The organism is Chryseobacterium gallinarum (assembly GCF_001021975.1).
Taxonomy (GTDB): Bacteria; Bacteroidota; Bacteroidia; order Flavobacteriales; family Weeksellaceae; genus Chryseobacterium; species Chryseobacterium gallinarum.
This window is the reverse complement of sequence record NZ_CP009928.1, coordinates 2,502,959-2,526,471: the sequence shown is the minus strand read 5'-3', so window position 1 is coordinate 2,526,471 and position 23,513 is coordinate 2,502,959. Positions and strand designations below refer to the sequence as shown.

Genomic DNA, 23,513 nt, shown 5'->3' with positions numbered 1-23,513 from the left:
TACCGATATTAAAAGTTCTAACACTTTTAAAATATACTTATCTCTTAAAATTCTTAAAGCTTCTTTATATTTGTGGTCTAAAACATTGAAATGGCAATAAACAGATTATTAGCTTTCTTTTTAGTAATGATAAGCTGTAATGTATATTTTTCCCAAGAGGTAACGATTAAAGATGATAAAGTTACAGTAGACGGGAAACAAATACTAAAAGCGGAAAAAATCAACCTCGCCCAGTATTCCTTTTTTTCTATGAAAAATGATGATGAAGTTTTACTTTACAAGTATATGGATAATGGAACGCCCAGCTATGTAAATGATGATTTTTTTATCCTTAATTTTCTGACGGCAAAAGTTAAAGTAGAATCTACAGACCTGGGCAAAGTTTCCAACTTTATGAATTCCAGGAAAGGAATGGAGAAAGTCGTAAGATGGCTTCTTAAAGAAAGAGTGCTTACTCCGGATGGTGAGCTGAATCCTGACCGCCTTGCAATATTCAAAGAAAAATACGACGAAAATATCACTGCAAGAACACACAGATAATGACAAAAATCCTCCTCCTTTCCGATTCCCATTCCTATATTGATGACCGGATCTTAGCGTATGCAGCACAGGCTGATGAAATCTGGCATTGTGGAGATTTTGGAAGCATGGCCGTAATTGAAGAACTTGAAAAAGTGAAGCCTCTGAAAGGTGTTTTTGGAAATATAGACGATGCAAAAATCCGTTCTGTATTTCCGGAAGTGAACCGTTTTTTTTGTGAAAAGCTTGAAGTACTGATGGTCCACATCGGTGGATATCCCGGCAGATATACTCCTATTGCCAGAAAAGAAATAAGTGAAAAGGCTCCCAGGTTATTTATTTCAGGACATTCTCATATTTTAAAAGCCATGTTTGATGAAAAGAATAATCTCCTGCATCTTAACCCCGGAGCTTGTGGAAAGCAAGGCTGGCATAAGACAAGAACAATGATGCGGTTTGTAGTAGATGGTGAAGAGGTTAAAGATTTGGAAGTGATTGAATTGGGTTCAAGAGTGTAAACAAATTAACTAACCTTGGCAGGGTGTTGAATTCCTGTTAAGGTTAATCAGTAAGAAAATGAAAATCGGGGATACAGTTTCTGTAGTAGATGAGGATTTAAGCGGTGTAATTACTTCCGTGAAAGGAAATATTGTGGTTTTTAAAGATGAATACGGTTTTACCCACCAATATCCCAAGGAAAAGCTGGTTCCCAAAAATGCAGATTTATATGAAAACATAAAAATTGTGAGAAAAGCGGAGCCTAAAAAAATAATTTCTAAAAAACATCAGAAAAATCATTTGGTTCTGGACCTGCATTTTCATAATTTGGTGAAGAATCCCGATGACTATGACAGTTTTGAAAGATTGTTTATTCAAAAGGAAAAATTGTTGGAAGTTCTGGAGTTTTGCAGAAAAAATAATTTAAAGAGGCTGGAAATTGTACACGGCATTGGTGACGGGGTCTTACAAAGAATGGTAAGAGATGTTTTGGAAAGCCAGGTCAATATTGATTTTTATAACAAGGAAATACTTCACCATCAATCAGGTGCGGTAATGGTAGAATTTCACTAAATTTGCAGGAATTGAAATATGAACGTACTTAATTTACTTTTTACCAAAGACGGATTGATCTTCCAGATTGCGAAAAACAAAAGCATTGTGGAAGAAAAGTCGTACTTCGTTACTGAAGAAACCCCACTCAACCTTATTGAGGAAAAGCTTGATGAAATTCTTATCAGGCAACGCTTTGACGAAATCCAGGTAGTTTCTGCACTCAATCATTTTACTTTAATGCCTGAAGGTTTTTCTGAACACGAAACAGGATTTGACCTGATTGCTTTTAATGCCCCTGCAGATAAGGAAAAAGAAGAACTGATGCTTTCTATTAATAAGAAGTTCAATATCCAGTTTTATTACACTTTTCCGAAAAACTATTATAAAAAAATAAAAGAGCTGGCGATACCGGTACATTTTAATTTTTCCGGAGAAAAGTTTTTAAACTCTATCAACAACAAGAATAATAAGGAGATTCATATCAATCTTTATCATAATCAGTGCGAGTTTTTCGCTATTGATCATAAGAAGGTGATCCTGTATAACAACCTGGATGTTAACTCTGAGGTTGATTTCCTTTATTTTATTATGTTTACATTGAGTAAAATAGGTTTTGGAATCAATGATACGAGTTTTTACGCATATGGCGAAACTACAGAGAATGAAACTTTTATTTCCGAGCTTCAGAAATTTGTCAAAAACCTGAAAATTGTTTTTGATAACATTCCCAACAAAAATTTTATACTTAACTAGATTACAGACTGATGTACCAGGGATTATTTCTCAGGTAAGCTATAATCTATATACATCTTAATACAACATGTTCAGAATAATATCAGGCAAGTGGAAAGCCAAAAAAATTGCCGCTCCTAAAAATTTTGAGGTAAGGCCCACAACGGATTTTGCTAAAGAAGCTTTATTCAGCATCCTTGAAAACAAATACGACATGCAGTTTGTTTCCGTTCTCGATTTATTTGCGGGAATAGGTTCTATTTCGTTAGAATTTGCTTCCAGAGGATGCCAGGATGTGACTTCTGTGGAAATGAATCCAAAGCATACAGGATTTATAAATGCTACAGCATCAGAACTTGATATGGCCCTTCAGATCAATGTGCAGAGAGGTGATGTGTTCGACTGGCTTAAAAAATTCAGAAATAAGAAATCTTTTGAAATCGTTTTTTCCGATGCCCCTTTTGAAATGGAGGAAAAAAAATATTATGAGCTGATTTCTCTTGTTTTAAACAATAAATTCCTCAAAGAAAACGGGGTTCTTATCGTAGAGCATCAAAGCCGTATGAAGCTGGAACACCCTAATCTGATTGATACCAGAAAATACGGAAATGTAAGTTTCAGTTTTTTTGAACCGAATAAAGAAGATCATCAGGAACTTTAATTCCTGATTATTTTGAATTGAGCTTATACTCCTTATTCAACTGTCGTAAAGTCTTGGCCGGGATATCAGGACTATCTATCTCTGGGAATTTACTACTGCTTTACGGAAATAAAATAAACTATACTTCAATAAAGGGTATTGAACCAGCCTCATTTCCAAACCATCAATATGAAACTTTTCTTTATGGCAAGCAATCAATCAAAAAAGAGAAACGGCTAACAAATCAGCTTAAATTTAACTAAAGTAAAGCTTAAACTGAAAAGATAATTACAGAAACTTAGTTTTTTAAAAAGACTTGCCAGCGATAAGCTATTTATAGAATTACTCACTTTTTTATCAATATATTGATAACATTCTAAAAAATTATAAATAAATTAGTATTTTAGGAAACAAAAAATATTAATTATGAAAACTTTTTTTTATTTAATGATTTCATTAATTTTCCTTCATTCATGTGAAGTTGATCAAAGTATTAATAAAGAGGAGCCTATGTCTGAGAGAAATGATAGCTACAACAATCAAGCAAGATTTAATCTTACTTCAATATTAGATTTAAGCAAAACCAAAAACCCTTTTATCTCAAATATAGTATCAAAAGATGTTCCGATTGAAGACTTGCCTCCCTTGGAAACGAAAGCTATATCTGCTTATTTGGTCGAAGAAAGAACTTTAGAATGTGGTAAATCCTACATTTATGTAGCAAATGCAACTAACACCAGTGCTTATGACAGAATGGTATGGATTACAATTAAAAAAAATACAACTACCATAGACAATCAATATGTAATTATACCTGCCGGCCAGCAAACAAATTCAATACAGTTTTATAGAGTATATGCTAATGTATCCAAGCCATATCCTGTTGCTGATGCAGTGGTTTCAGTTACAAATATTATTGAATTTTCTCCAAATACGCCAAATGTAACTGATGAATACATAAAAAATTCTAATCAACAATATATACAAAATTGTATCTCTCTATATGGAAATCCTGATTTTTGCCAAGATCATGGAGGTGATGCCAACCATAACGGAGTATGTGATGATATAGACAAGATTATCAAAGAGACGCAGGAAGTAGACACTTCTGTAGATTGACCTTAATAAGTTTTTAACAAAAAGAGGCTGTCTTTTACATTTTTGATAATACAAGATAGCCTCTTTTGTTTACAATACTTTTAATTCTAAATCAATACTTTTGCCAAAGAATTTCTTCGATATTTTCTCAAAATTTTTAGTGATATCCGAAAGGTAAAAGTGGTAATCCGGTTTAGGATTATTATCATTCAAAAGATTGTACTTATCCAGAATAATTTTCAGATGATTGGCTACAATATTAGGTGAATCAATAACACGAACCCTGTTTCCGTAATATTGTTTGATTTCATCAATTAATAGTGGATAGTGCGTACATCCTAAAATCAGCGTTTCAATATTTTTCAGCTTATTATTGCTCAGATAATTGTAAATAATAGCATGTGTGATAGGATGGTTTTTGAAACCTTCTTCAATCGCAGGAACCAATAGAGGGGTTGCCAGCTCATCCACCTTAATCCATTTGTTATGTTTCCGTATACTTTTTTTATATAATCCTGAATTTACAGTTGCTTTGGTCGCAATAACCCCTACATTATTATGGATTTCATAGGAAACTTTTTCTGCCACCGGATTGATAACATCAATGACCGGTACTTTACCCGCAACTGATTGCATTACCTCATTTAAAGCGTTTGCAGTAGCAGTATTACACGCTATCACAATAGCTTTACAGTTTTGTTCCAGAAGAAAATTGGTGATTTTTGTAGAATATTCTATAATCGCCTCTTTGGACTTTTCTCCATAAGGCAGATGTTTCGTGTCTCCAAAATAGATCAGGTCTTCATTGGGAAGCAGTCTTTTAATTTCTTTGGCAACAGTAAGTCCTCCTACTCCGCTGTCGAAAATTCCGATAGGCTGGCTGGATGAAAGATGTGAATAATCTTGTTTTTTCGTTTTCAAGTGAACTGAAATTTTATACAAAAGTAATGAATAATTGAATACTGATCTAAGATTAGAGATTGAAGTTTTTTTGGGGTATCTTGCTTTGTAGCTTACCCGGGTTTTCAGATTGATATCTTTTTTATTATTCTATACTTGTACATTAAGCAAATTCACAATTAAAATGAGGCTATCCAAAATTTGGATAGCCTCTAATTTTATTAATTTTTACCTCTATATAAGAAGCATTTTTGAATTTCCATTTCTCAGATGGCATATTTTCTTTTTTAGACACTTTCAAGAACTTCTTGAAGAAAAAGACCCTAATCAGCTAATCTTTTATCCACATTTTCTTTTTGTTCTGTTAAGTAATAAAAAGCTTAATATAGATTAAAAACTTTCAAAGCTGGCACGGGCAAAATGCTCGCACCAGCTTAGGGAATTTTTATTTGTTTTTTTTAAAAATTATCAGTTTTTCTTTATTCAATTTATCTTTAAAACCAATTTTAATAGTGTCTAATGTCTTTAGAGTCTTAAGATTATTATAAATCACAACAATATTATCTGAATCAATTCCTCCGCAGTTATCACAATAAAAGTTTATATATTTATCATAATCCATCTGATCATTAAGACTCAGTCCTACATTATTACTTTTGATATCTTTAATTTTCAAAACAAAAGCAAAAAAATTTTTGTTTATATTTTTGTTGTTCTTAGAAATATATTTAAACGTTGTGAACGCCTCTTCAATTATATATTCATTTTCGTTGATTTTTATATTGCTTGTATTAGGCTTATACTCCGCTATCAATAATTTTTCTTTCACAGCTTCAGAAATATTTTTCGGAAGGAATTCTGTATTGGAATCAACACATGAAAAAAAGATAATTAAAATAATAAAAAGAGATTTTTTCATAAAATTATTTTATTCTATAACCATGAGATCTGTAATCTCTATAAAAGAAATTATTCAGGTAAAAATTTAAATTTGGAACAGATAATCCGGAATAAACCTTTACTTTATACATGCTTTGCAAAGATTGCTCAACTAAAGTTGTACAACTACTGGTTAATAAATCGTATGGTCCTTTTGCATAAGCTAATGCTGTAGCAATCCCACGATTTATTTGTGCTCTAGTTGCTTTAAAAACAGATACTACATCATATCTTTTACCTGGTGAAACATTCTTCCCATAGTAATCATTAATTTCATCAATACTATTAAAATTTTTATCTGTGTATTTACTTTTTCCATTTAGTCCCATATTTTCATTTGTTCCATCTTTAGAGATATATCTTAAGGACCCGTTTTCATTTCTAAATGCAATTGCTTCATGACCCATTCCATTTGCTCCACCGTCATCATGAAGAACATTTACATCATATTTTTTAGAAAATCCTCCATGCATTGCATGATTCAATCCAGCTACAACACCTCCAACTAAAGCTCCTTGCCAGAAATTTCCTCCTGCCAATTCAGAAGCTACTCCTCCTAATAAAGCTCCGGATAATATGGTCCCTGTTGTACTATTAGCAAAACTACCTGCAAGCCCTCCAAATAAAGAAGCTCCCCAGCTTCCTGAAATCCCACCTGCAAAACCATGAGTAAAATTAGCTCCCTGCATTAAAGATAAAGTACCTTGCGCAAAACCATGTACCAGACCTTGCGCCATAGCACTTGCCACTTTATCTGTTAAAGTAAGTACTGTTCCTGCTGCCGGAGTAAACACACTTCCTATTCCAAAGGTGACCGCTCCGCTTACTCCCCCCCAAAACATAGATTTGAGGGCTCCTCCCAACTGCCACTTACCTCCACTTATAGCTACTCCTAAGGAATATGCTGCCAAACCAACAGCTGTACCAATAATAGCTGCTGTTATTACTCCTCCCCAGAAAAGACTAACTCCCCAGGCTGCAACAAATGCAAAAACAAAGAACTCTCCATTAGGATCGCTAAACATGAGCGGGTTATTCAACACATACCCATACTTGTTATAATTCTGTGTATTATAAGGATCCTGTATGTTTTCATCCGCATTTAAGAACCTTCTTAATAAAGGATCATATAACCTACCATTCATATGGATAATGCCTACTTCAGCAAAATGCTCATGACTGGTGTAACCCCTGTCTATTAATAACGAAGCATTATCAATAATATTCTTATCCGTAATAATGGCTCCGTTTCCAATCTGCAAATGAGTAAAATTACCCCATGCATCAAAATGCCTTTGTTCCAGTTTATTTCCTGCTTCATCACTAATGGCTAAGATACTTCCAATATAATCTTTATGCAAAAATTTATATGAACCTGTTGATTCATCATAATTCTTTAGATAAACAATATTAGATTCGTACGGTGTTCCTCCAATATAAAGAATATGCTTCTCTTTTCCCGTCATGTTGTCTTTTATGACCTCATAACTTCCATCTTCACTGTAATATTTGGTGAATTTACCTTCTCCATCTGTACTGAAGTTCCCTCCATAGGTAACTCTCTGTCTCATACTGGTTAAACCATACTGGAAAGCTACATCTCCCTTTTCTCCATCAATAAATACCGGATCATTGTTTTCGTTATACGAAATGTTCTGGATCAAATCATTATTATAGTTCTGGGTTCCGGCAGCATTTAAGGTCATTCCTGTTGGCTGGTAGATTTTTGCAGAATTTTCAAACTTGATGGTTCCTACCTGATCATTTTGAGTGATTCTTCCTTTAGCGTCATAAACGTTTCTGTTGTTTGCCGGTTTTATCCCTGTTACAGGATTCGTCCAATTTACCAGACGGTTATTATCATCATAATCAAAAGACTCTACAATATTAAAATCTCCTCCGGTTGTTCTGCTTTTGAGCTCATTTTTTATCGCATCAAATGAATAAGAAAGTTGCAGGATACCTGGCTTTACTGCCGACGAATGATTTACCTGAGTTAAGAATCCAACGTAATCATAAGAATTATTAATATCTACTGCTCCTAGTTTAGCTTTTACCACCTGGCCTTTGGAATCAGTTTCTTTCAATTCCCAAAGAACTTTCCCGGAGACTTTGTCCTTTACCTGATAGAGTTCACCACTCCAGGCACTGTATACATTTTCTATTTGTAATTTAGTTAAAGTACCGGAAGAATACAGTTGTTTCTCATAAGATACTACCCTTGCTTTATCATCATAGGTAATTCCTTTCTGGATAAAGTATTTTCCGTTACTGCTTTCCGATGATGATAATAATCTTCCTTGCGGATCATAGGAAACATTATTACTATAGGGCTGTCCTTTGGAAGTTCCTGATTTGGCAACAACTCTTCCTTTATTATCGTAAGTATAAGAAATCGTTTTGTTGGTAGCCTGTCCACCATCAGCAGTAGAAAGCTCTTTTTGAGAGATTAGCTGCCCCAGGTTATTATAGGTATATTCTTTAGTACCTTTAGGGCTGATAATTTTCTTAGGTTGCCCGAAACCGTCATATTCATACTTATAGGTACCATTGGAAGGATCATTGAATTCTGATTTTCTTCCCCACGAATCATATTTGGTCGTAACACTATTTTCCGCATATTGGGCTTTTACCTGTTCACCTGCTGCATTGTAGGAGAATTGGATTGTTCCTCCTTTATCTGTACTTGAAATCACATTACCTATAGCATCTGCTGTTTTGGAATTTGTTCTCTGGTATCCGTTGAGTTCTCTTATTGTTGTCGTTAATCCGGAAACAGTAGTCTCTAATTTTAGTCCTTTATATGAGGTAGCTGTTACTTTTGTCGGGAACACAGTATCATCATAAGCAATGAGATTCCAAGGACCTCCTAATCCGTCAGGGCTTAAGGTAGGTTCAGATTCAGAAACTTTTCTTCCCAGGGCATCATATAAAATAACTTTGGTAAGGTATTGTCCCTGCCCAAAAGCTTTGTTAGAGGATTTATATTCTTGCCCCAACTTATTAGTGAACTTTTTGGAAATATTTCCATCCGGAGCATATTCTGAAATAATTATATTCGAATCATTATCTCTTTCATATTGATAAGTAGTTGTTCCCTCTAAATTACTTTTTGAAGTTAAGAGTTTTCCCCACCCATCATACGTATTGGTAAGAACCTTTCCTAACGGATCAATTTGAGTTAAAATCTGCCCCCAATCATTATAAGTAATATTGGTTTCTAATCCTAAATTATCTGTTTTTTTTACTACAAACCGGCCTTTAGAATCATATCCACTCGTGGTAGTCTGAGTTTGAGAATCAATGCTATTGCTTATTACTTTTTGGGTAACATTTCCAAATCCATCATAATTATATGTTTCAAGCAAATAACCGGTATTATCACGATTCCACGTTTTTAGAGTTTTCACCAGGTTATTTTCATAAGTATACTCTTCCTTCGAAGATTTGGTATCCCCGTATGCCTGTACTACATCAATTTTTGATTTTGGTCGTCCAATATAATAATCTGATCCAACTCCAGAAGGATTATGAATATATTCAGATGTTGAAGTTGTAACAGCATATCCATTATTAACATTTGATACACTTTGTGACGGAAGATAATAGTTCCCATACGTTATGGTACTTTCGGTAATTGTACCTGTTAAAAAATCTTTAACTCTACTGGTCTTTGGAGCAACAACGGTTACCACTTTTGGTTTATCTGAATCAGCTACTGTGCTCACTACCTGACCATTCAACAATTTATCTATTTGGTAGTTAGTAGATTTAAAACTTAATAGCTGCGTATTATTTTCAGAAATATCGGTTGGAAATATCTGATTTTCATTATTCGTTCTAACAGACCATTCTTTTACCGGTACTCCATCTTGTAAAGGATTCATTTCAGTACCTGTCCATATTTTGGTATTCTCAAAACCATCAGCATACCAGGAAGAACGGGCAGCCTGACGAAATCCGATTACTCCTTTTCCGTGTAAATTAGCTATATATCCCCTGTATCTGAAATCTTGTTTTCGAACAATCTGCCCATCAGTTTGACGAATTTGAGAAACAGCAAACGATTGGGATAGTCTATCCATTTCAACAAATGGATATTGTTCTTTTTTTACAGGAGCATAAATACCAGAATTAACAGAAGGATCAAGTTCTTTATAATCTATATGATAATTTTGTGATCCCTGTGATATTAATGAGACATTTTTATCAGGATTGAGACTGTAATGCTTATAGCTTATGATTTTTCTTTCATGATTACCATTAATCCCTTTTACCAGGAATAATATTTTGGAAGAAGTACTATTAGTCCTAAAATCTCCAAATATAGGGCTTATTATGGCCTCATTTCTTGTAGAATTATAAAGTGTCTTCTCCGTAAATGACCATTTGAATTGTGCATTATTAGGATCATACTTGGCTTCATTATAACTTTGAACATACCAGTTTGTATAAGGCTGGCTATTAGGATAAAAAGTTACAACAGAGTTAACAATCTCACTTTTTCCATCATTGTCTAAATCAAGCAATTTTGGAGTAGAAAAAGAATTGGCCCCAACAGCAGTTGCATCAAAAGGCCTGTAAAACATAAGTCCCTGAATACTTTCTTCCAAGGTATTTCCTGTATTCAAATAAATTGACCACCCCGCAAGAACAGTAACTCCGACAAAATTATGTACTGGTAATAATACTTCAATATTCTTATCACCATTTAAATCCCCAAATTGAATCCCATCAATTATTCCTTTTATAGAATATGTCTTTTTTAAATTGAGCGTGTAACTATTATTTACTTTCTTTAATTCATACTGATGTAAATTATTGAGTGGAGTGTCAACTGTCTTGACAACAGGAGAAGGTTGGGTATAGTCTTTGGTATAATAACTAACACTAACATTGGAGTTAGCTGGATCAACAAACATCACATCCTGCTTTCCATCATTGTCAAAATCCACAATTCCTCCTTTACTTAAGATATTTTTTGGAGTTGTCTCCGGAATAATGCTGATTGTATTATTTTGTATATTATTATTATCTACAACTACATACCTATAACCCAATGTCTTACACTGCCACCTTCCTTTAGGAGGATCAGGTACAATGACCACATATTTACATTTTTTATCGTTTAATGACAAAAGCAATTCGGACACTCCATCAGAATCTATATCTACTTCCTTCATATTGGCAGGATGAGAGACATTCATTCCTCCTATATATTCGGGATCAGTTTCAGGTGGATATAAAGAATCAGCGTAGCCATAGCTTCCTGATTGTATTGTTTTAGCATATTCTAAAACAAGAGGATTATTATAAGTATTGAGGACTGATCCGTCAGTTTTGATTGAATAATATTTGAGTTCTATATCTCCTGAAGAAGGAGGATTATATCCTGCATTATTTTTTGAAATAATAAGCCCCTGCTTCGTTTTAATGTAATTGTCTGCCGATTTTATATTAAATGTTGTAAAGCTGCTGCCGGGCCAATAAGTGCTTGAAGGCCCCAGATAAACAAATGAAGGGCTGCTGTTGTTGATAGCATCAAAATAAATATAATATCCTTCAGGTCTTCCATTTTGTGCAGGTTGCATTACAATGAAATCCACTAAACCGTCTCCATTATAATCCCCAGTTGTAATAACATTATTATAATCCCCAAAATCATATTCATTAGAGCTTGTGCCCATCGTGGCTGAAGAAAAAACTATAGGATTGGCTTCTTTTCCTTCTGAGTTATATTCAATAATCTTCTCAACAAAATCATAATTAACTTTATTATTAGAATCATTATTAACTATATTTTGTGTTTCGGAATATTGAATTGAATAACTTTTAAATGAAGAACCGTTAGCTTTAACTTTTATTTGATCTAATATCTTATCCTGTTTGAATAATATTCCTTTCAGATATGAGGTTTCAATATTCTTTCTGGGTAAATAAGCAAATTCAATAGTATTAAAATTAGTTTTACCTAAGGTTTCATTGCCTCCCCAGCTAATACTCGAAATTATCGCTATATTATTAGAACTGTTCTGGGTGTAGTTATAGGTAATATAATTCCCCTGTGCATCCTTCCACTTTACAATATTATATTCTAATGGTGTTCTGGCTGTACTATTTCCGGAAGCAACTGCCCCGTACCATGACTGAGAACCATCCTCAAAAGTAACTTCCCAATATTCAGGACCTTGCCATGCTTGTCCTGATATGGAACCAATAGACTTTATCTTAATATTGGAATATTTTTCTGTTACATATTCAGCTCCATCTTTTCCATATTCACCGGACTTAAGAATCAATCGCTGTCCATTAAAACTATAATAATCGGAATAGTCCAATTGTATTCCTTTTACCTCTCCATCTTTTTCAATATTCTTACCAACTCTCGAGATTGAAGTAACTCCGGAAAGGCTCCATCCGTAACCAGCAATTCCATTACTGGAACCACTGATATAAACCAGATTTACCTGTGGCGCAACGCTTTTTATCCCGGGAGGTAAAGCGATCGGTAATGTAAACTGTAATTGTCCAGCTCCGTTCACTTCTATCTTCCCTTTAGTATCGTGGAAACTCTTACCTGAAGGGGCTGACGTTCCACTTGGATTATTCGCCCCTGCATTTGAATCCGTTGGTCCGCCACCCGGATTCTCCGTGGCAGGACCTATTTTAGCCACAAACGGATTCGAAACATCCGATTTGGCATGAAATCCCTGTGCCATGACCACCGTCTGCGGATCCTGAACCGTCCGGGAGGTGGATTCTGCCTGGTAGAGTATGGTCTGTGAAAAGCCCCATACCGAACACAAAGACAGCATCAATGATGAGAAAAATTTCATATGTTATTAGTTTTTATAAGTATTAATAATAAAATAACCGGAAAATAATCCTTGACAACATTAAAAACTTCAAATTTCAATGGTTTTTAACTTTAATTTATTCCTGGTTTTTTATCTTTTAGTTACATTTCTTCCAAAGACTCTTCCGTCTTTTAACGTAAAGCGAAGGATGTAAACACCCCAATCGTATCCCGTCATATTGATTTTTATCTTACGCCCTAAATCCGGTGAATTCTGCTGCTGGAACTTCCAGTGGACTGTACTATGCTGGTACAATGATACGGATTCAATCAATCCGTCTACTTCTTCAGTCCAGTCAATGGTTAGATAATCATTTACCGGAACAGGATAAAGCCTGATCTGTTTCCAGAAAGCTTTTTCATCAATAGCAGGAGCTTGTTGGGTAACAGCAGCCACCTTTGCTTCCTCCTGTACTTTGACTTCTTTCGTAATAATCTCGTCGGCTTTTTTACCGGATACGTTAGTACCTCTGTACCGTTGGTTTCCGGCTTCATCATATTTGAAATAAACTTCAGTTTGTGAATAGCCCAGAAAACCGATCGCCAGAGAAACTATTGAAAATAATTTTCTTTTCATGGCATTTTATTTTTTTGCAGAAAGCAATTGTTGTACCTGTGCTTTTAGTTCTTTAATCTCTTCAGATTGTGATTTAAGAATTTTACGATCTTCCTGAAGCTGTTTATTTTGCTGAATAGAATAAAGGGTTAATTCCTCAATTTTCTCCAAAAGCTTGGCATCCATTTCCCCTAAATTAATACCATTTTTCTCTACTTCTTTGGCAGAAGGGATGTTCGGTAAATGTCCTTTTTCTGAAATGTGCTTTTCAACTTCTTCCAAAGAGCGAAGTTTATAATCTTTTTTAAAGACATAGTCTGCCCAGCCGTTAGCCGCAGGGTTTTCAACTTTTACCTGTTGTGCTTTTATTCCTTTTTTTACATACAGGATAAAATTAGAATCATTATCATACTGATCTGTTCCTATGGTTACCTTTTCTGTATTGAAAAGAACCAATAAACTTTTGTGAACGGCATCAGAGAAACGGACTCTCGTGACTCCGGGTGAATTAGGAGTAGAAACATCAGAAACTCCATCTGTAGCGTTATCGTTATCCATATGGATATTCAGATTATTTCCGCTTAACAGCCTCATCACAGCATCATTGGGTTGTGCCCATCCTGAATAGCAATGATTGCATGGTGAAAGAGCTAATTGTAAGTTTCCCGTTCCAAGCAATCCGCTTCCGATATTGATACTCTGACCTTCAAGTTTGAAAGTCTGCTGATTGTTTTGCTTAAAAACAATTGGCTTATCATCTGTTGTTCCGATAAAATTTGTGGATGGATTGGTCCCAGAATTTCCGGTTGTGTTCCAGCTTTGTGCGAAAATGCTGGACGCTGCCATTGTAAAGGCAAATACTAAAGTACGTCTCATATTTATATTGTTAAGTTAGTTTTCAGATGGTTATAGTTGTCAAAATTAATGTTTTTTTACACATACAAGTCAAATTTTTATGATTTAATATTAAATTTGTCACCAAACAGTGTCTTGCAAGGGTAAAAATCAGATCAAATTTCTTTATACACTGCGACAAAACCTGTCGTATTTAAAATAATGTATAAACAAATCATTTTAAAGCCATAATTTCAGGTCTTAATAGCTATAAAAATGGATATTCCTTCAAGAATGGGTAACTTTATCAACAGATAAGGAAGAATAATATGATCATATATTCTTGAATATGTAAAAGTTATCAGCTATTAAAAGAAATGATTACCGACGAAAAAGAACCAGTCGGTATGCGAATAAAGATAATTTTTGTTTCATGATGTTTTTAGTTTACGTAAAAATATCATTTCCTTTTCACATAAGAAAGATTTATTTAAATTTTATTTGACTTTCCAAACAATCTTTTTGACAACAACAAAGGATTCATCATTCAAAAATCTGTATTTCAATATAAACCGAAATTTTATACCACAAATAAATCAGAAGCGATTCCATCCGCCATAAACCAATGTTCTTCAGGAATTTTCAGGTGATCATTTTCAATCACCAAAATTCCTTCTTCTATTTTGGCTTTTATTTCTTTCTGAAAATGTTCCTGTAACGCATCTGAAAATTTATTTTTTACATGGGAAAGGTCTACTCCCCACATGGTACGCAGCCCGATCATGATCATTTCGTTAAACTGATCTTCCTGTGAAAGAAATTCTTCTTCTTTCGCCAAAATTTTATCAGACAGTTTTTTGATATATTGCTGATTATTCGCCACATTCCAGCTCCTTACATCAAATCCATTATATGAATGGGCTGAAGGCCCTATACCTAAATATTCCTGGTATTTCCAGTAAGCAGAATTGTGTTTTGAATAGAACCCCGGCTTTGCAAAATTTGAAACTTCATAATGCTCAAAACCATGCTCTTTTAAAAAATCTGATAAGTAATAAAACTCTCTATTTTGCTCTTCCTCTTTCGGGCTCATCACTTTTCCTTTTGAGATCCAGTTCTCCAAAGCCGTTTTAGGTTCCACCGTCAAAGCATATGAGGAAATATGGGGAACTTCAAGATCAATAGTCTTACGTAAATTTTCTTTCCATATTTCAAGATTCGAAGTAGGCGAACCATAGATAAGATCAATACTCAGGTTTTCAAATCCGGAATCCTGAGCTCTTTTAATAGAGCTTTCTGCTTCTGAGGCATTATGAGCACGGTTCATCAGTTTCAGATCAGCTTCAAAAAAGCTCTGTGTCCCAATGGATAAACGATTAACGGGTGTTGCCGCTAGCTGCTTTAAAAAATGTTTATCCAGATCATCAGGATTGGCTTCCAGAGTGATTTCAATATCTTTTTCAAAACTGAAATAGCGCAAAACTTCATCAACCAGAGCACTAATTTCATCCACAGAAAGAATAGAAGGAGTTCCGCCGCCAAAATATAAAGATTTCAATGTCTTGTTGTGCAGCTCATCTTTCCTGAGCTGGATTTCGGCTTTCATTGCCCGGAGCATTTCATCCTTAAAATTCAGGGATGTGGAAAAATGAAAGTTGCAATAGCTGCATTTCTGTTTACAAAAAGGGATGTGAATATATATCATAAAAAAAGCTCTGAAAATTTCAGAGCTCAAATTTATTTAAATTAAATTGATTAATATCTAAATCCTCTTGCATTAATGAAGTTATCGAAGTTATAGCCAAGGCTCAGCATAAAGCTGTTTCCTCCATACTTCTGAATATCAGACAATCCAAGGTTATAGGTAGCGCCGACCATAAATTTATTGAATCTTACTTTTACTATCGGTGCAATTTGTAATTGCTGGCTATCGAATCTGTTTTGTTCTGTTCTGTAGCTTACCCCAAAAGAGAATGCGTTGATATCATTGGAGAATGTAGCCATCAGGTTCCAGTCCATCATTCTTGATGAATTGGTATTTAAGTTGATTAATGCGGATGGGGTTAGTGTAATATTATCAGCAATATTCCAGTTGTACCCTAAATTTAAGAAGAATTTAATAGGAGAAGGTTCCCTGTTGTTCACAATAGCGGCATCATTACTCAAGGCAATATCGTTCACGGAAACACCTCCGAAGAGATTTTTATAGGTAGCTGCCAAACCAAAGTTGGCATACACCATAAAGATACTGCTTTCTTCACCTCTTAATAAAGGATCTCCACCTTCTTCAGTATTGATTTTTGAATAATCAAAATTCATGTTATAAAAATTAACACTAGTACCGAAAGAGAATTGGTCTTTTCTGTCTCCTTCACTACTTAATGGAATAAAATATGAAGCACCCGCTGTAATCCCTCCTGCAGAAATAGGACCATTAGAGTCTCTGAACACAGAAATACCGGCACCTACTCTATCAAAGATATTAGCATGCATCCCGATTGACTGTACATTCGGAGAATTGCTGAATTTTGAAAATTGTTGCTGATAATTGGCGTTGAGCTGTACGTAGTCTGTTTTTCCGTATTGAGCTGGGTTGAACAGGAAATCACCATCCAAAAGATATTGCTGATAGTATGGTAGTGATTCTTGTGCTTTGTATGCATTTGACAAAAGAGCTAAACATACGATAGCATATAGTTTTCTCATAACAAATCTTGATTTCAATTCAACAAATATAAAAAAATTCTCAATATATTTTTAGTTTTCCAAATAATTTCTCCATTTTTTTACAGCATCCGCCATATCTTTGGGCATTGGGCTTTCAAAATATAATTCCTTTTTTGTTGTTGGATGCACAAAACCCAGGGTATGGGCATGAAGAGCATGTCTGGGTAAAATTTCAAAAACATTTTTGATGAACTGCTTATATTTAGGAAGATTTACCCCTCTTAAAGGAGTGTGCCCCTCATATCTTTCGTCATTGAACAGGGTATGCCCTATATGTTTAAAATGAGCCCTGATCTGATGCGTTCTTCCGGTCTCCAGTTTACATTCCACCCAGGTCATATACCTGAATCTTTCCAGAACCTTATAATGTGTTACGGCATGCTTTCCCTGACTTCCATCTTCGTATACAGACATCTGCATCCTGTTTTTAGGATGTCTTCCGATATGCCCTTTGATTGTGCCTTCATCTTCCTGTAGATTTCCCCACACAAAAGCCCAGTACAATCTCCTGGTTGTTCTGTTGAAAAATTGTTTTGCCAAAAAGCTTAGCGCATACTCATTTTTAGCAATCACCAATAACCCTGAAGTATCTTTATCAATCCTGTGAACAAGACCTACCCTGTCAAGATCGGATTTTTCTCCATTCTTTTCAAAATGATAAGCCAATGCGTTCACCAGGGTTCCGTCCCAGTTTCCAAATCCCGGATGCACTACCATTCCTGCTTCCTTATCCACAACCACCAGATCATCATCCTCATACACAATGTTCAGAGGGATATCCTGTGGAATAATCACATTTTCCCTTGGCGGATGTGTCAGCAATACTGAAATCTGATCTCCCGGTTTTACCCTGTAGTTCTGCTTTACAGGACTTCCGTTTACAATAACGTTTCCGGCCCTGCAGGTTTGTGAAATTTTGTTCCTTGAAGAATTTTGCCTGTATATGAGCAGAAACTTGTCGATTCTTAAGGGTTCCTGCTTGGCATCCACCGTTATATTAAGATGCTCATACAAGCCTTTATTTTCCTCATCAATATCGATATTTTCAATACTGTTGGAATCTAATAATTCTTCATCTAAAAAATCTTCGTTATCTTCTGACATTACTTTATTTTTTTACACAAAAGGCTTCAACATATTTCAGTTGAAGCCTGTATTTTAATATACTTTTTAGTATTATTCCACGACTACCTTTTTAGCCTTTGGCTTCTCAGCCGCTTCTTTCGTAGTAGCAGAGGCCGGTTTATGGGCATTTCCTGAAGCAGGATTACTGCCTGTAGAAGCTTTTGGTTTTTCTACTCCTGAGCTTACCGGCTTCGAAGTGACGGCCGGGGCTTTAGGTGTTTCTGTTTTCACAGCAGCCGGTTGAGGAGTTTCTTTTTTGGGTACAGGAGCAGGGATAACCGGCGGTTCATAACTTGGCTCGGTACGCACTTCTTCATAATGCACCGGTGGCAAGGAGGTATCTACCTTCATACGATAAATAGAATTCAATTGTTCTACCTTAGCCCTAAGCTCTGCCGGGGTTCTTTTGCTGGCCCAAAGGTCAATCTGCATTCCCTGGTCACGAACATCTCCTGCAGCCGGATCCTGATAATAAATAATATCAGATTCGTCCTTACCGCCATCTTCATATTCAACCAATCCTACTTCGAACATACTCTTTGTAATTACAGCTCTTGCTTCTTTTACAGAAAGTCCTACTACATTAGGAATCGAAATATTTCTCATAGGTCCGGATCCTACTACGACATCAATCATTGAGAACCTAGGTAAGCGGGTTCCCGGATTAACGGCATTTCCTTTATATAATATCCTTAAAAGGGCATCTTTCTGAATACTTGGTTCATAAATTGTATCCCCGATTTTAAGCCCCACCTGATCCAGTCTCTGGAATGCCAATCCTGAATATTTATTGATAACATCCGGAACTACAATCGGTGCCCATGTTCTAGGATTAACCCTAAGACGCACTGTTCTTCCGTCTTTTACATGAGAACCCGGTGCAGGATATACCTGCAATACCTGGAACGGTCTGTATTTAGGATCATAATTTGCACTATCTACTTCATATTCAAGACCTGTGTCATCTAATATTTTAACAGCGTCATGAACGGATTTATTGACAACATTGGGAACAGGAATTTCCTGACCGTGGTTAGTATGATATTCCAACCAGCGAAACGTAAGCCATACAAGACCTACGAAAATGCCGATGGCTATTACTAAATTCAGTAAAACTTTCCAATTGAAAAGTGATTTAAGCATACTTAAAAATACTTTAATTACAACGGCAAATATAGCTAATAATTTTAGAATGCGCTTTTTATTTAACACATTTCATTTTTGATTTTAAAATTTGCGGATTTCCCATATTACAATACATAAAATGATTAAATTTGCCTTAATTGATACTATATGGTTATGAACAAAAAAAGTGTTGCCGTAGTAATGGGAGGCTATTCTGATGAATATGTTGTTTCTTTAAAAAGCGGGCAGTTGATTTATGATTCTTTAGACAGGAGCCTTTATGACGTATATAAAGTAGTTATCCTTAAAGATGAATGGTATTTTTTAGATGAAAATGATAATAAGCATGAAATCAACAGAGGTGATTTTTCTGCCGCTTTAGACAATGGGGAGAAATTAAAGTTTGATGTTTGCTTCAACATTATTCACGGAACACCTGGCGAAAATGGAATCCTTCAGGCCTATTGGGATGCTATAGGACAAAAGTATACCGGATGCGATTTTTACCAGAGTGCCCTTACTTTCAATAAAAAAGATACACTTGCCGTACTATCGAAGTATGGAATTCCTTCTGCCAAAAGTATCTATTTAAGAAAAGGCGAAGAAATCAATGCAGATAAAATTACAGAAGAACTGGGACTTCCTCTTTTTGTAAAACCCAACCAATCCGGATCTTCACTGGGAATTTCAAAAGTAAAAGAAAAGTCCGGATTAATTGCTGCTACAGAGGTTGCATTTAAAGAAGACGATGAAATCCTTATTGAAAGCTTCTTAAATGGAATGGAAGTCTCCGTAGGAGTTATTGATTTTAAAGGAGAAACCATTGTGCTGGGAATTACTGAGATTGTTCCTAAAAATGAATTCTTCGATTATGAAGCAAAATATGAAGGCGCTTCAGAAGAAATTACTCCTGCAAGAATTGATGATGAAACCAGGATAAGAGTTGAGGAAATTGCAAAAAGAGCCTATGATTCCTTAGGGATGAGCGGTTTTTCACGAAGCGAGTATATCCTTATGGACGGAATTCCTTACATGCTTGAAATGAATACCAATCCAGGATTCTCTCCTGCCAGTATCCTGCCCCAACAGGCAAAACATTATGGAATTTCCATAACAGACCTTTGTGGAAATGAAGTTGAAAAAGCTCTTAATAAATAAAAAATAGAAGTTATGAATCAGGGATGAATATAGCCCACGACCAGAACTCTTGATTCATAACCAAAATCATAATACAACATGAAAATTGCTGTTTTCCCAGGGTCATTTGATCCGATTACATTAGGACATTACGATATCATAGAAAGAGCGGCACCGCTATTTGATAAACTGATTATTGCCATCGGACAGAATTCCCAGAAGAAATATATGTTTCCATTAGAAAAAAGAATGGAATTTATTCAAAACTCTGTAGCAGAATTTCCCAATGTAGAAGTAGATTATTTTGAGGGACTTACCGTTGATTATTGCTTTGAAAAAAATGCCCAATACATCATCAGAGGATTGAGAAATCCCGCTGACTTTGAATTTGAAAAAGCCATCGCTCACACCAACAGGACCCTTGCCCATAAAAAATTGGAAACCGTTTTCCTGCTTACCTCTTCCGGAAAATCTTTCATCAGCAGCAGCATTGTGAGAGAGATTATCAATCACGGAGGAGAGTATGAACTCTTGGTTCCGGATTCGGTAAGAGTCGAAAGGTAAATAAGATATAATTGATAAGCGATAAATGATAATTGAAAAATGGCCAAGAATTTGCTTAAGCAGAAAATCACTCATCAATTATCATTTATCAATTATTATTTATAATATATGCACGAACAGTTCAATTTTGCTATAGAAGTCCTTGGAACCATTGCCTTCTCTATGTCCGGAAGTTTTGCCGCTATGCAGAAGCGCCTTGATCCGTTCGGGGTACTTATTATTGCCTTTGTGACTTCTGTAGGAGGGGGAACTGTAAGAGATTTACTGCTTGACCTTCCTGTCTTCTGGATGCATGACCTGCTTATGTGCGGGCTGATTCTTGCGACAAGTATATTTTCTATGGTATTTAAATCCCTGGAAAAGAATTTTAAGGTCACCTTATTTATTTTCGACAGCTTTGGGCTTGGGCTCTTTACCATTATTGGTATCCAAAAAGGATTAAATGTTGGAATTCATCCTTTAATATGTATAGCACTGGGAACCATTACCGGATGTTTCGGGGGAATTATCCGTGATATCCTGCTCAACAGGATCCCGTTGATTTTCAGAAAAGAAATTTATGCCACAGCATGTATTGTAGGTGGTGCGGCGTTCCTGTTAATGACAAAGTACACTCCACTATCTTTTACTTTTATACAGATCTTTACCATTTTACTGATTGTTGCTATCAGGACTTTTGCAGTAAAATATCATTGGCAGATGCCGAAATTTTACGGCTATGACCAGAATGCTGAAATGTAATTAATAATTAGCAAGACGTCATAAAAAAAGCACCTGTAACCAAGTGCTTTTATTTTGTGAAATTTATTTTTAATAATATTTTCCCCGTTGTCTCATATTCGGATTATGCATATGCTTCTGCATGGTAGGCATCTTCAGCTGGTCCTTCATCATTTTGATCTGATCGGTCATCATTCCTGCACTGTCTAATCTCTTGGCTTCTTCCAACAGCTTCTGCCCTTCCTGCTTTCTCCCTTTAGAAATAGCTGCTGCAGCAAGGTTTAAAGTAGCCATAGCCCTGTCATGCTTCATGTTCAAACCGTACTCCAAAGCTTTTTTCATTAAAGGTTCCACTTTTGTCGGGTGGTCCTGAGCTTGAGTTAATCCTAATAAATAGTGGAAATATCCGTATTGAGTTTTATGAAGCTGCCCTTTATAGTCGGTAATTTTTGTTAACCATTCTGCAGCTTTTTCCATATTCTGTTTTCTCAGTTGCCAGAATGCCAAAAGAATATACTCATTTTTAAAGTAAAGTAAGATTGGAAATGCGGCAAGAAGAAAAACAACAATTCCCCATCCAAGATTTCTTGTGAAAATCATCATATAAAGCCCCAGAAGGATAAGAAGTGCTGCTACTGCAATTTTAATGTTCTTATTCATTATTAAATTTTAGAACTGCAAAGATAATAAATTTAAGGGTTAAAGTTCAAAACGTCACTGGTGAATGGTCAATTCTCTGCATTTGTTAATTTTATATCCTGTAAGAAAATTCACAATTTACCTGGCGAAGCAAAATTGGTTATGGCTGCCTAAACTTCCATCTTTATTCTTTCAAACGTCTGGAAGCAGAAATCATATCCGTTTTTTTCATCCTTTTCATGGCAGGTTTCATTTGTTTTCTTCCAGATTTTCTCATCTATTCCGGGGAAAAAGGTGTCTGCTTCAAGATCGGCTTTTACCCGCGTAACTTCGAGCTTATCTGCGACATCCATGGTTTGCTCATAGATATTTCCTCCTCCGATAATAAATACTTCTTCATCAATCTTTTTGGCAAATTTTATAGCTTCTTTAAGGCTTCCTACAATGAGAATTCCTTCTTCAAACCAATCTTTCTTTCTTGAAACAACAATATTGGTACGATTAGGAAGAGGTCTGCCAATACTTTCATATGTTTTTCTTCCCATGATTACCGGATGTCCTGAAGTAATATCTTTAAAATGTTTTAAATCCTTGGGAAGATGCCAGAGCAACTGGTTTTCAAAACCAATCTCATTCTTTTCTCCCATTGCTACCACTATTGTCGTCATTCAAATATAATTTTCTACAAAATTAGCACATAATTTGTATATTTGATTAGCACAAAAAATTTAAAAAAATAAACTATGAAAAATAAAGGATGTCTGGGCGCCGGAACTATTGGTATAGCCCTCCTTATTATTGTTGCTGTTTTATTCTTCTGGGGAAAAAGCGGATATAACAACTTTGTAACCAAAGAACAGACGGTCAACACAAAATGGTCCAATGTTGAGACTGTGTACCAGAAAAGAGCAAATCTTATCCCTAACCTGGAAAGAACCGTAAAATCGTATTCAAAATTTGAGCAGGAAACGTTAACACAAGTTGTTGAAGCACGTTCTAAAGCAACTTCAATCAATATCGATCCTACCAATATGACGGATGCTGATATCGCTAAATTCCAGGCAGCACAAGGAGAATTATCCGGTGCATTAAGCCGTTTAATGGCCGTAGTGGAATCTTATCCGAATTTAAAGGCAGATCAGCAGTATATTAACTTCCAGAGAGAGTATACAGCTATTGAAAACAGTATCAGAGCAGAAACTGTTTATTATAACGAAGCTGCCCAGGATTATAATACCTCTATCAAAACGTTCCCGAATAACATTCTGGCGAACTTTACCAACTTTAAAGAAAAACCTTATTTCAAAGCCGAGGCAGGAGCTCAAAAAGCACCTGAAGTATTCAAATAA

General features: G+C 35.4%; 21 protein-coding genes. 10 read left to right on the top strand and 11 right to left on the bottom strand.

The window, feature by feature from the left end; all coding sequences use genetic code 11:
- Positions 1-90: 90 nt before the first annotated feature.
- The 6 genes from OK18_RS11335 (at position 91) to OK18_RS11310 (ending at position 4,063) form a co-directional block, all read left to right on the top strand.
- Positions 91-540 carry a hypothetical protein gene (locus OK18_RS11335; RefSeq protein ID WP_050019479.1) on the top strand — a complete coding sequence of 150 codons (450 nt, stop codon included), beginning with the start codon at positions 91-93 and terminating at the stop codon, positions 538-540.
- Entirely contained in the window at positions 540-1,037 is a 498-nt protein-coding gene (locus OK18_RS11330; RefSeq protein ID WP_050019478.1) for a metallophosphoesterase family protein, read from the top strand. Before OK18_RS11335 ends, OK18_RS11330 begins: the two co-directional genes overlap by 1 nt.
- 58 nt (positions 1,038-1,095) lie before the next feature.
- On the top strand, positions 1,096-1,590 hold the full coding sequence (locus OK18_RS11325) for a Smr/MutS family protein (RefSeq protein ID WP_053328054.1): 495 nt from the start codon (positions 1,096-1,098) through the stop codon (positions 1,588-1,590).
- An 18-nt stretch (positions 1,591-1,608) separates the two neighbouring features.
- Complete coding sequence (locus OK18_RS11320; RefSeq protein WP_050019476.1) at positions 1,609-2,325, top strand: DUF3822 family protein; 717 nt, start codon at positions 1,609-1,611, stop codon at positions 2,323-2,325.
- Positions 2,326-2,392: 67 nt separating this feature from the next.
- The gene (locus OK18_RS11315; RefSeq protein ID WP_050019475.1) at positions 2,393-2,965 is read left to right on the top strand and encodes an RsmD family RNA methyltransferase; all 573 of its coding nucleotides are present in this window, start codon (positions 2,393-2,395) and stop codon (positions 2,963-2,965) included.
- A 405-nt stretch (positions 2,966-3,370) separates the two neighbouring features.
- A complete protein-coding gene (locus tag OK18_RS11310; protein WP_053328053.1) occupies positions 3,371-4,063 on the top strand; it encodes a hypothetical protein in 693 nt (230 codons plus the stop codon).
- Positions 4,064-4,132: 69 nt separating this feature from the next.
- On the opposite strand, the gene murI is transcribed toward OK18_RS11310, so the two are convergent.
- From murI to OK18_RS11265, 9 genes are all read right to left on the bottom strand, one after another.
- Complete coding sequence (gene murI / locus OK18_RS11305) at positions 4,133-4,963, bottom strand: glutamate racemase (protein WP_053328052.1); 831 nt, start codon at positions 4,961-4,963, stop codon at positions 4,133-4,135.
- 424 nt (positions 4,964-5,387) lie between these two features.
- A complete protein-coding gene (locus OK18_RS11300) occupies positions 5,388-5,861 on the bottom strand; it encodes a hypothetical protein (RefSeq protein ID WP_053328051.1) in 474 nt (157 codons plus the stop codon).
- A 4-nt stretch (positions 5,862-5,865) separates the two neighbouring features.
- The gene (locus OK18_RS11295) at positions 5,866-12,717 is read right to left on the bottom strand and encodes an RHS repeat-associated core domain-containing protein (protein ID WP_082129181.1); all 6,852 of its coding nucleotides are present in this window, start codon (positions 12,715-12,717) and stop codon (positions 5,866-5,868) included.
- Between the two features lie 111 nt (positions 12,718-12,828).
- On the bottom strand, positions 12,829-13,314 hold the full coding sequence (locus OK18_RS11290) for a hypothetical protein (RefSeq protein WP_053328049.1): 486 nt from the start codon (positions 13,312-13,314) through the stop codon (positions 12,829-12,831).
- A gap of 6 nt (positions 13,315-13,320) precedes the next feature.
- Positions 13,321-14,169: a hypothetical protein gene (locus OK18_RS11285; RefSeq protein WP_082129180.1), complete on the bottom strand. Its 849-nt coding sequence runs from the start codon at positions 14,167-14,169 to the stop codon at positions 13,321-13,323.
- Between the two features lie 538 nt (positions 14,170-14,707).
- A complete protein-coding gene (hemW, locus tag OK18_RS11280; RefSeq protein ID WP_082129179.1) occupies positions 14,708-15,832 on the bottom strand; it encodes a radical SAM family heme chaperone HemW in 1,125 nt (374 codons plus the stop codon).
- Between the two features lie 50 nt (positions 15,833-15,882).
- The gene (locus tag OK18_RS11275) at positions 15,883-16,833 is read right to left on the bottom strand and encodes a PorP/SprF family type IX secretion system membrane protein (RefSeq protein WP_050019465.1); all 951 of its coding nucleotides are present in this window, start codon (positions 16,831-16,833) and stop codon (positions 15,883-15,885) included.
- 51 nt (positions 16,834-16,884) lie between these two features.
- Positions 16,885-17,958, bottom strand: a complete 1,074-nt coding sequence (locus OK18_RS11270; protein WP_167336361.1) for an RluA family pseudouridine synthase — start codon at positions 17,956-17,958, stop codon at positions 16,885-16,887.
- A 72-nt stretch (positions 17,959-18,030) separates the two neighbouring features.
- The gene (locus OK18_RS11265; RefSeq protein WP_053328046.1) at positions 18,031-19,122 is read right to left on the bottom strand and encodes a PASTA domain-containing protein; all 1,092 of its coding nucleotides are present in this window, start codon (positions 19,120-19,122) and stop codon (positions 18,031-18,033) included.
- A 156-nt stretch (positions 19,123-19,278) separates the two neighbouring features.
- Here OK18_RS11265 and OK18_RS11260 point away from each other — a divergent pair, with 156 nt between their 5' ends.
- The 3 genes from OK18_RS11260 to OK18_RS11250 all read left to right on the top strand — a co-directional run bounded on the left by OK18_RS11260 (position 19,279) and on the right by OK18_RS11250 (position 21,546).
- A complete protein-coding gene (locus tag OK18_RS11260) occupies positions 19,279-20,262 on the top strand; it encodes a D-alanine--D-alanine ligase (protein WP_053328045.1) in 984 nt (327 codons plus the stop codon).
- A gap of 78 nt (positions 20,263-20,340) precedes the next feature.
- Positions 20,341-20,805 carry a pantetheine-phosphate adenylyltransferase gene (coaD, locus tag OK18_RS11255; protein ID WP_027373487.1) on the top strand — a complete coding sequence of 155 codons (465 nt, stop codon included), beginning with the start codon at positions 20,341-20,343 and terminating at the stop codon, positions 20,803-20,805.
- Between the two features lie 108 nt (positions 20,806-20,913).
- Positions 20,914-21,546 (top strand): trimeric intracellular cation channel family protein, encoded by a 633-nt coding sequence (locus OK18_RS11250; RefSeq protein WP_050019462.1) that lies wholly within the window; start codon positions 20,914-20,916, stop codon positions 21,544-21,546.
- Between the two features lie 69 nt (positions 21,547-21,615).
- Here OK18_RS11250 and OK18_RS11245 read toward each other — a convergent pair whose 3' ends face one another.
- The gene (locus OK18_RS11245) at positions 21,616-22,185 is read right to left on the bottom strand and encodes a hypothetical protein (RefSeq protein ID WP_050019461.1); all 570 of its coding nucleotides are present in this window, start codon (positions 22,183-22,185) and stop codon (positions 21,616-21,618) included.
- 149 nt (positions 22,186-22,334) lie between these two features.
- On the bottom strand, positions 22,335-22,832 hold the full coding sequence (locus tag OK18_RS11240; RefSeq protein WP_050019460.1) for a dihydrofolate reductase: 498 nt from the start codon (positions 22,830-22,832) through the stop codon (positions 22,335-22,337).
- 75 nt (positions 22,833-22,907) lie between these two features.
- Between OK18_RS11240 and OK18_RS11235 the strand changes: the two genes are divergently transcribed.
- Complete coding sequence (locus tag OK18_RS11235; RefSeq protein WP_053328044.1) at positions 22,908-23,513, top strand: LemA family protein; 606 nt, start codon at positions 22,908-22,910, stop codon at positions 23,511-23,513.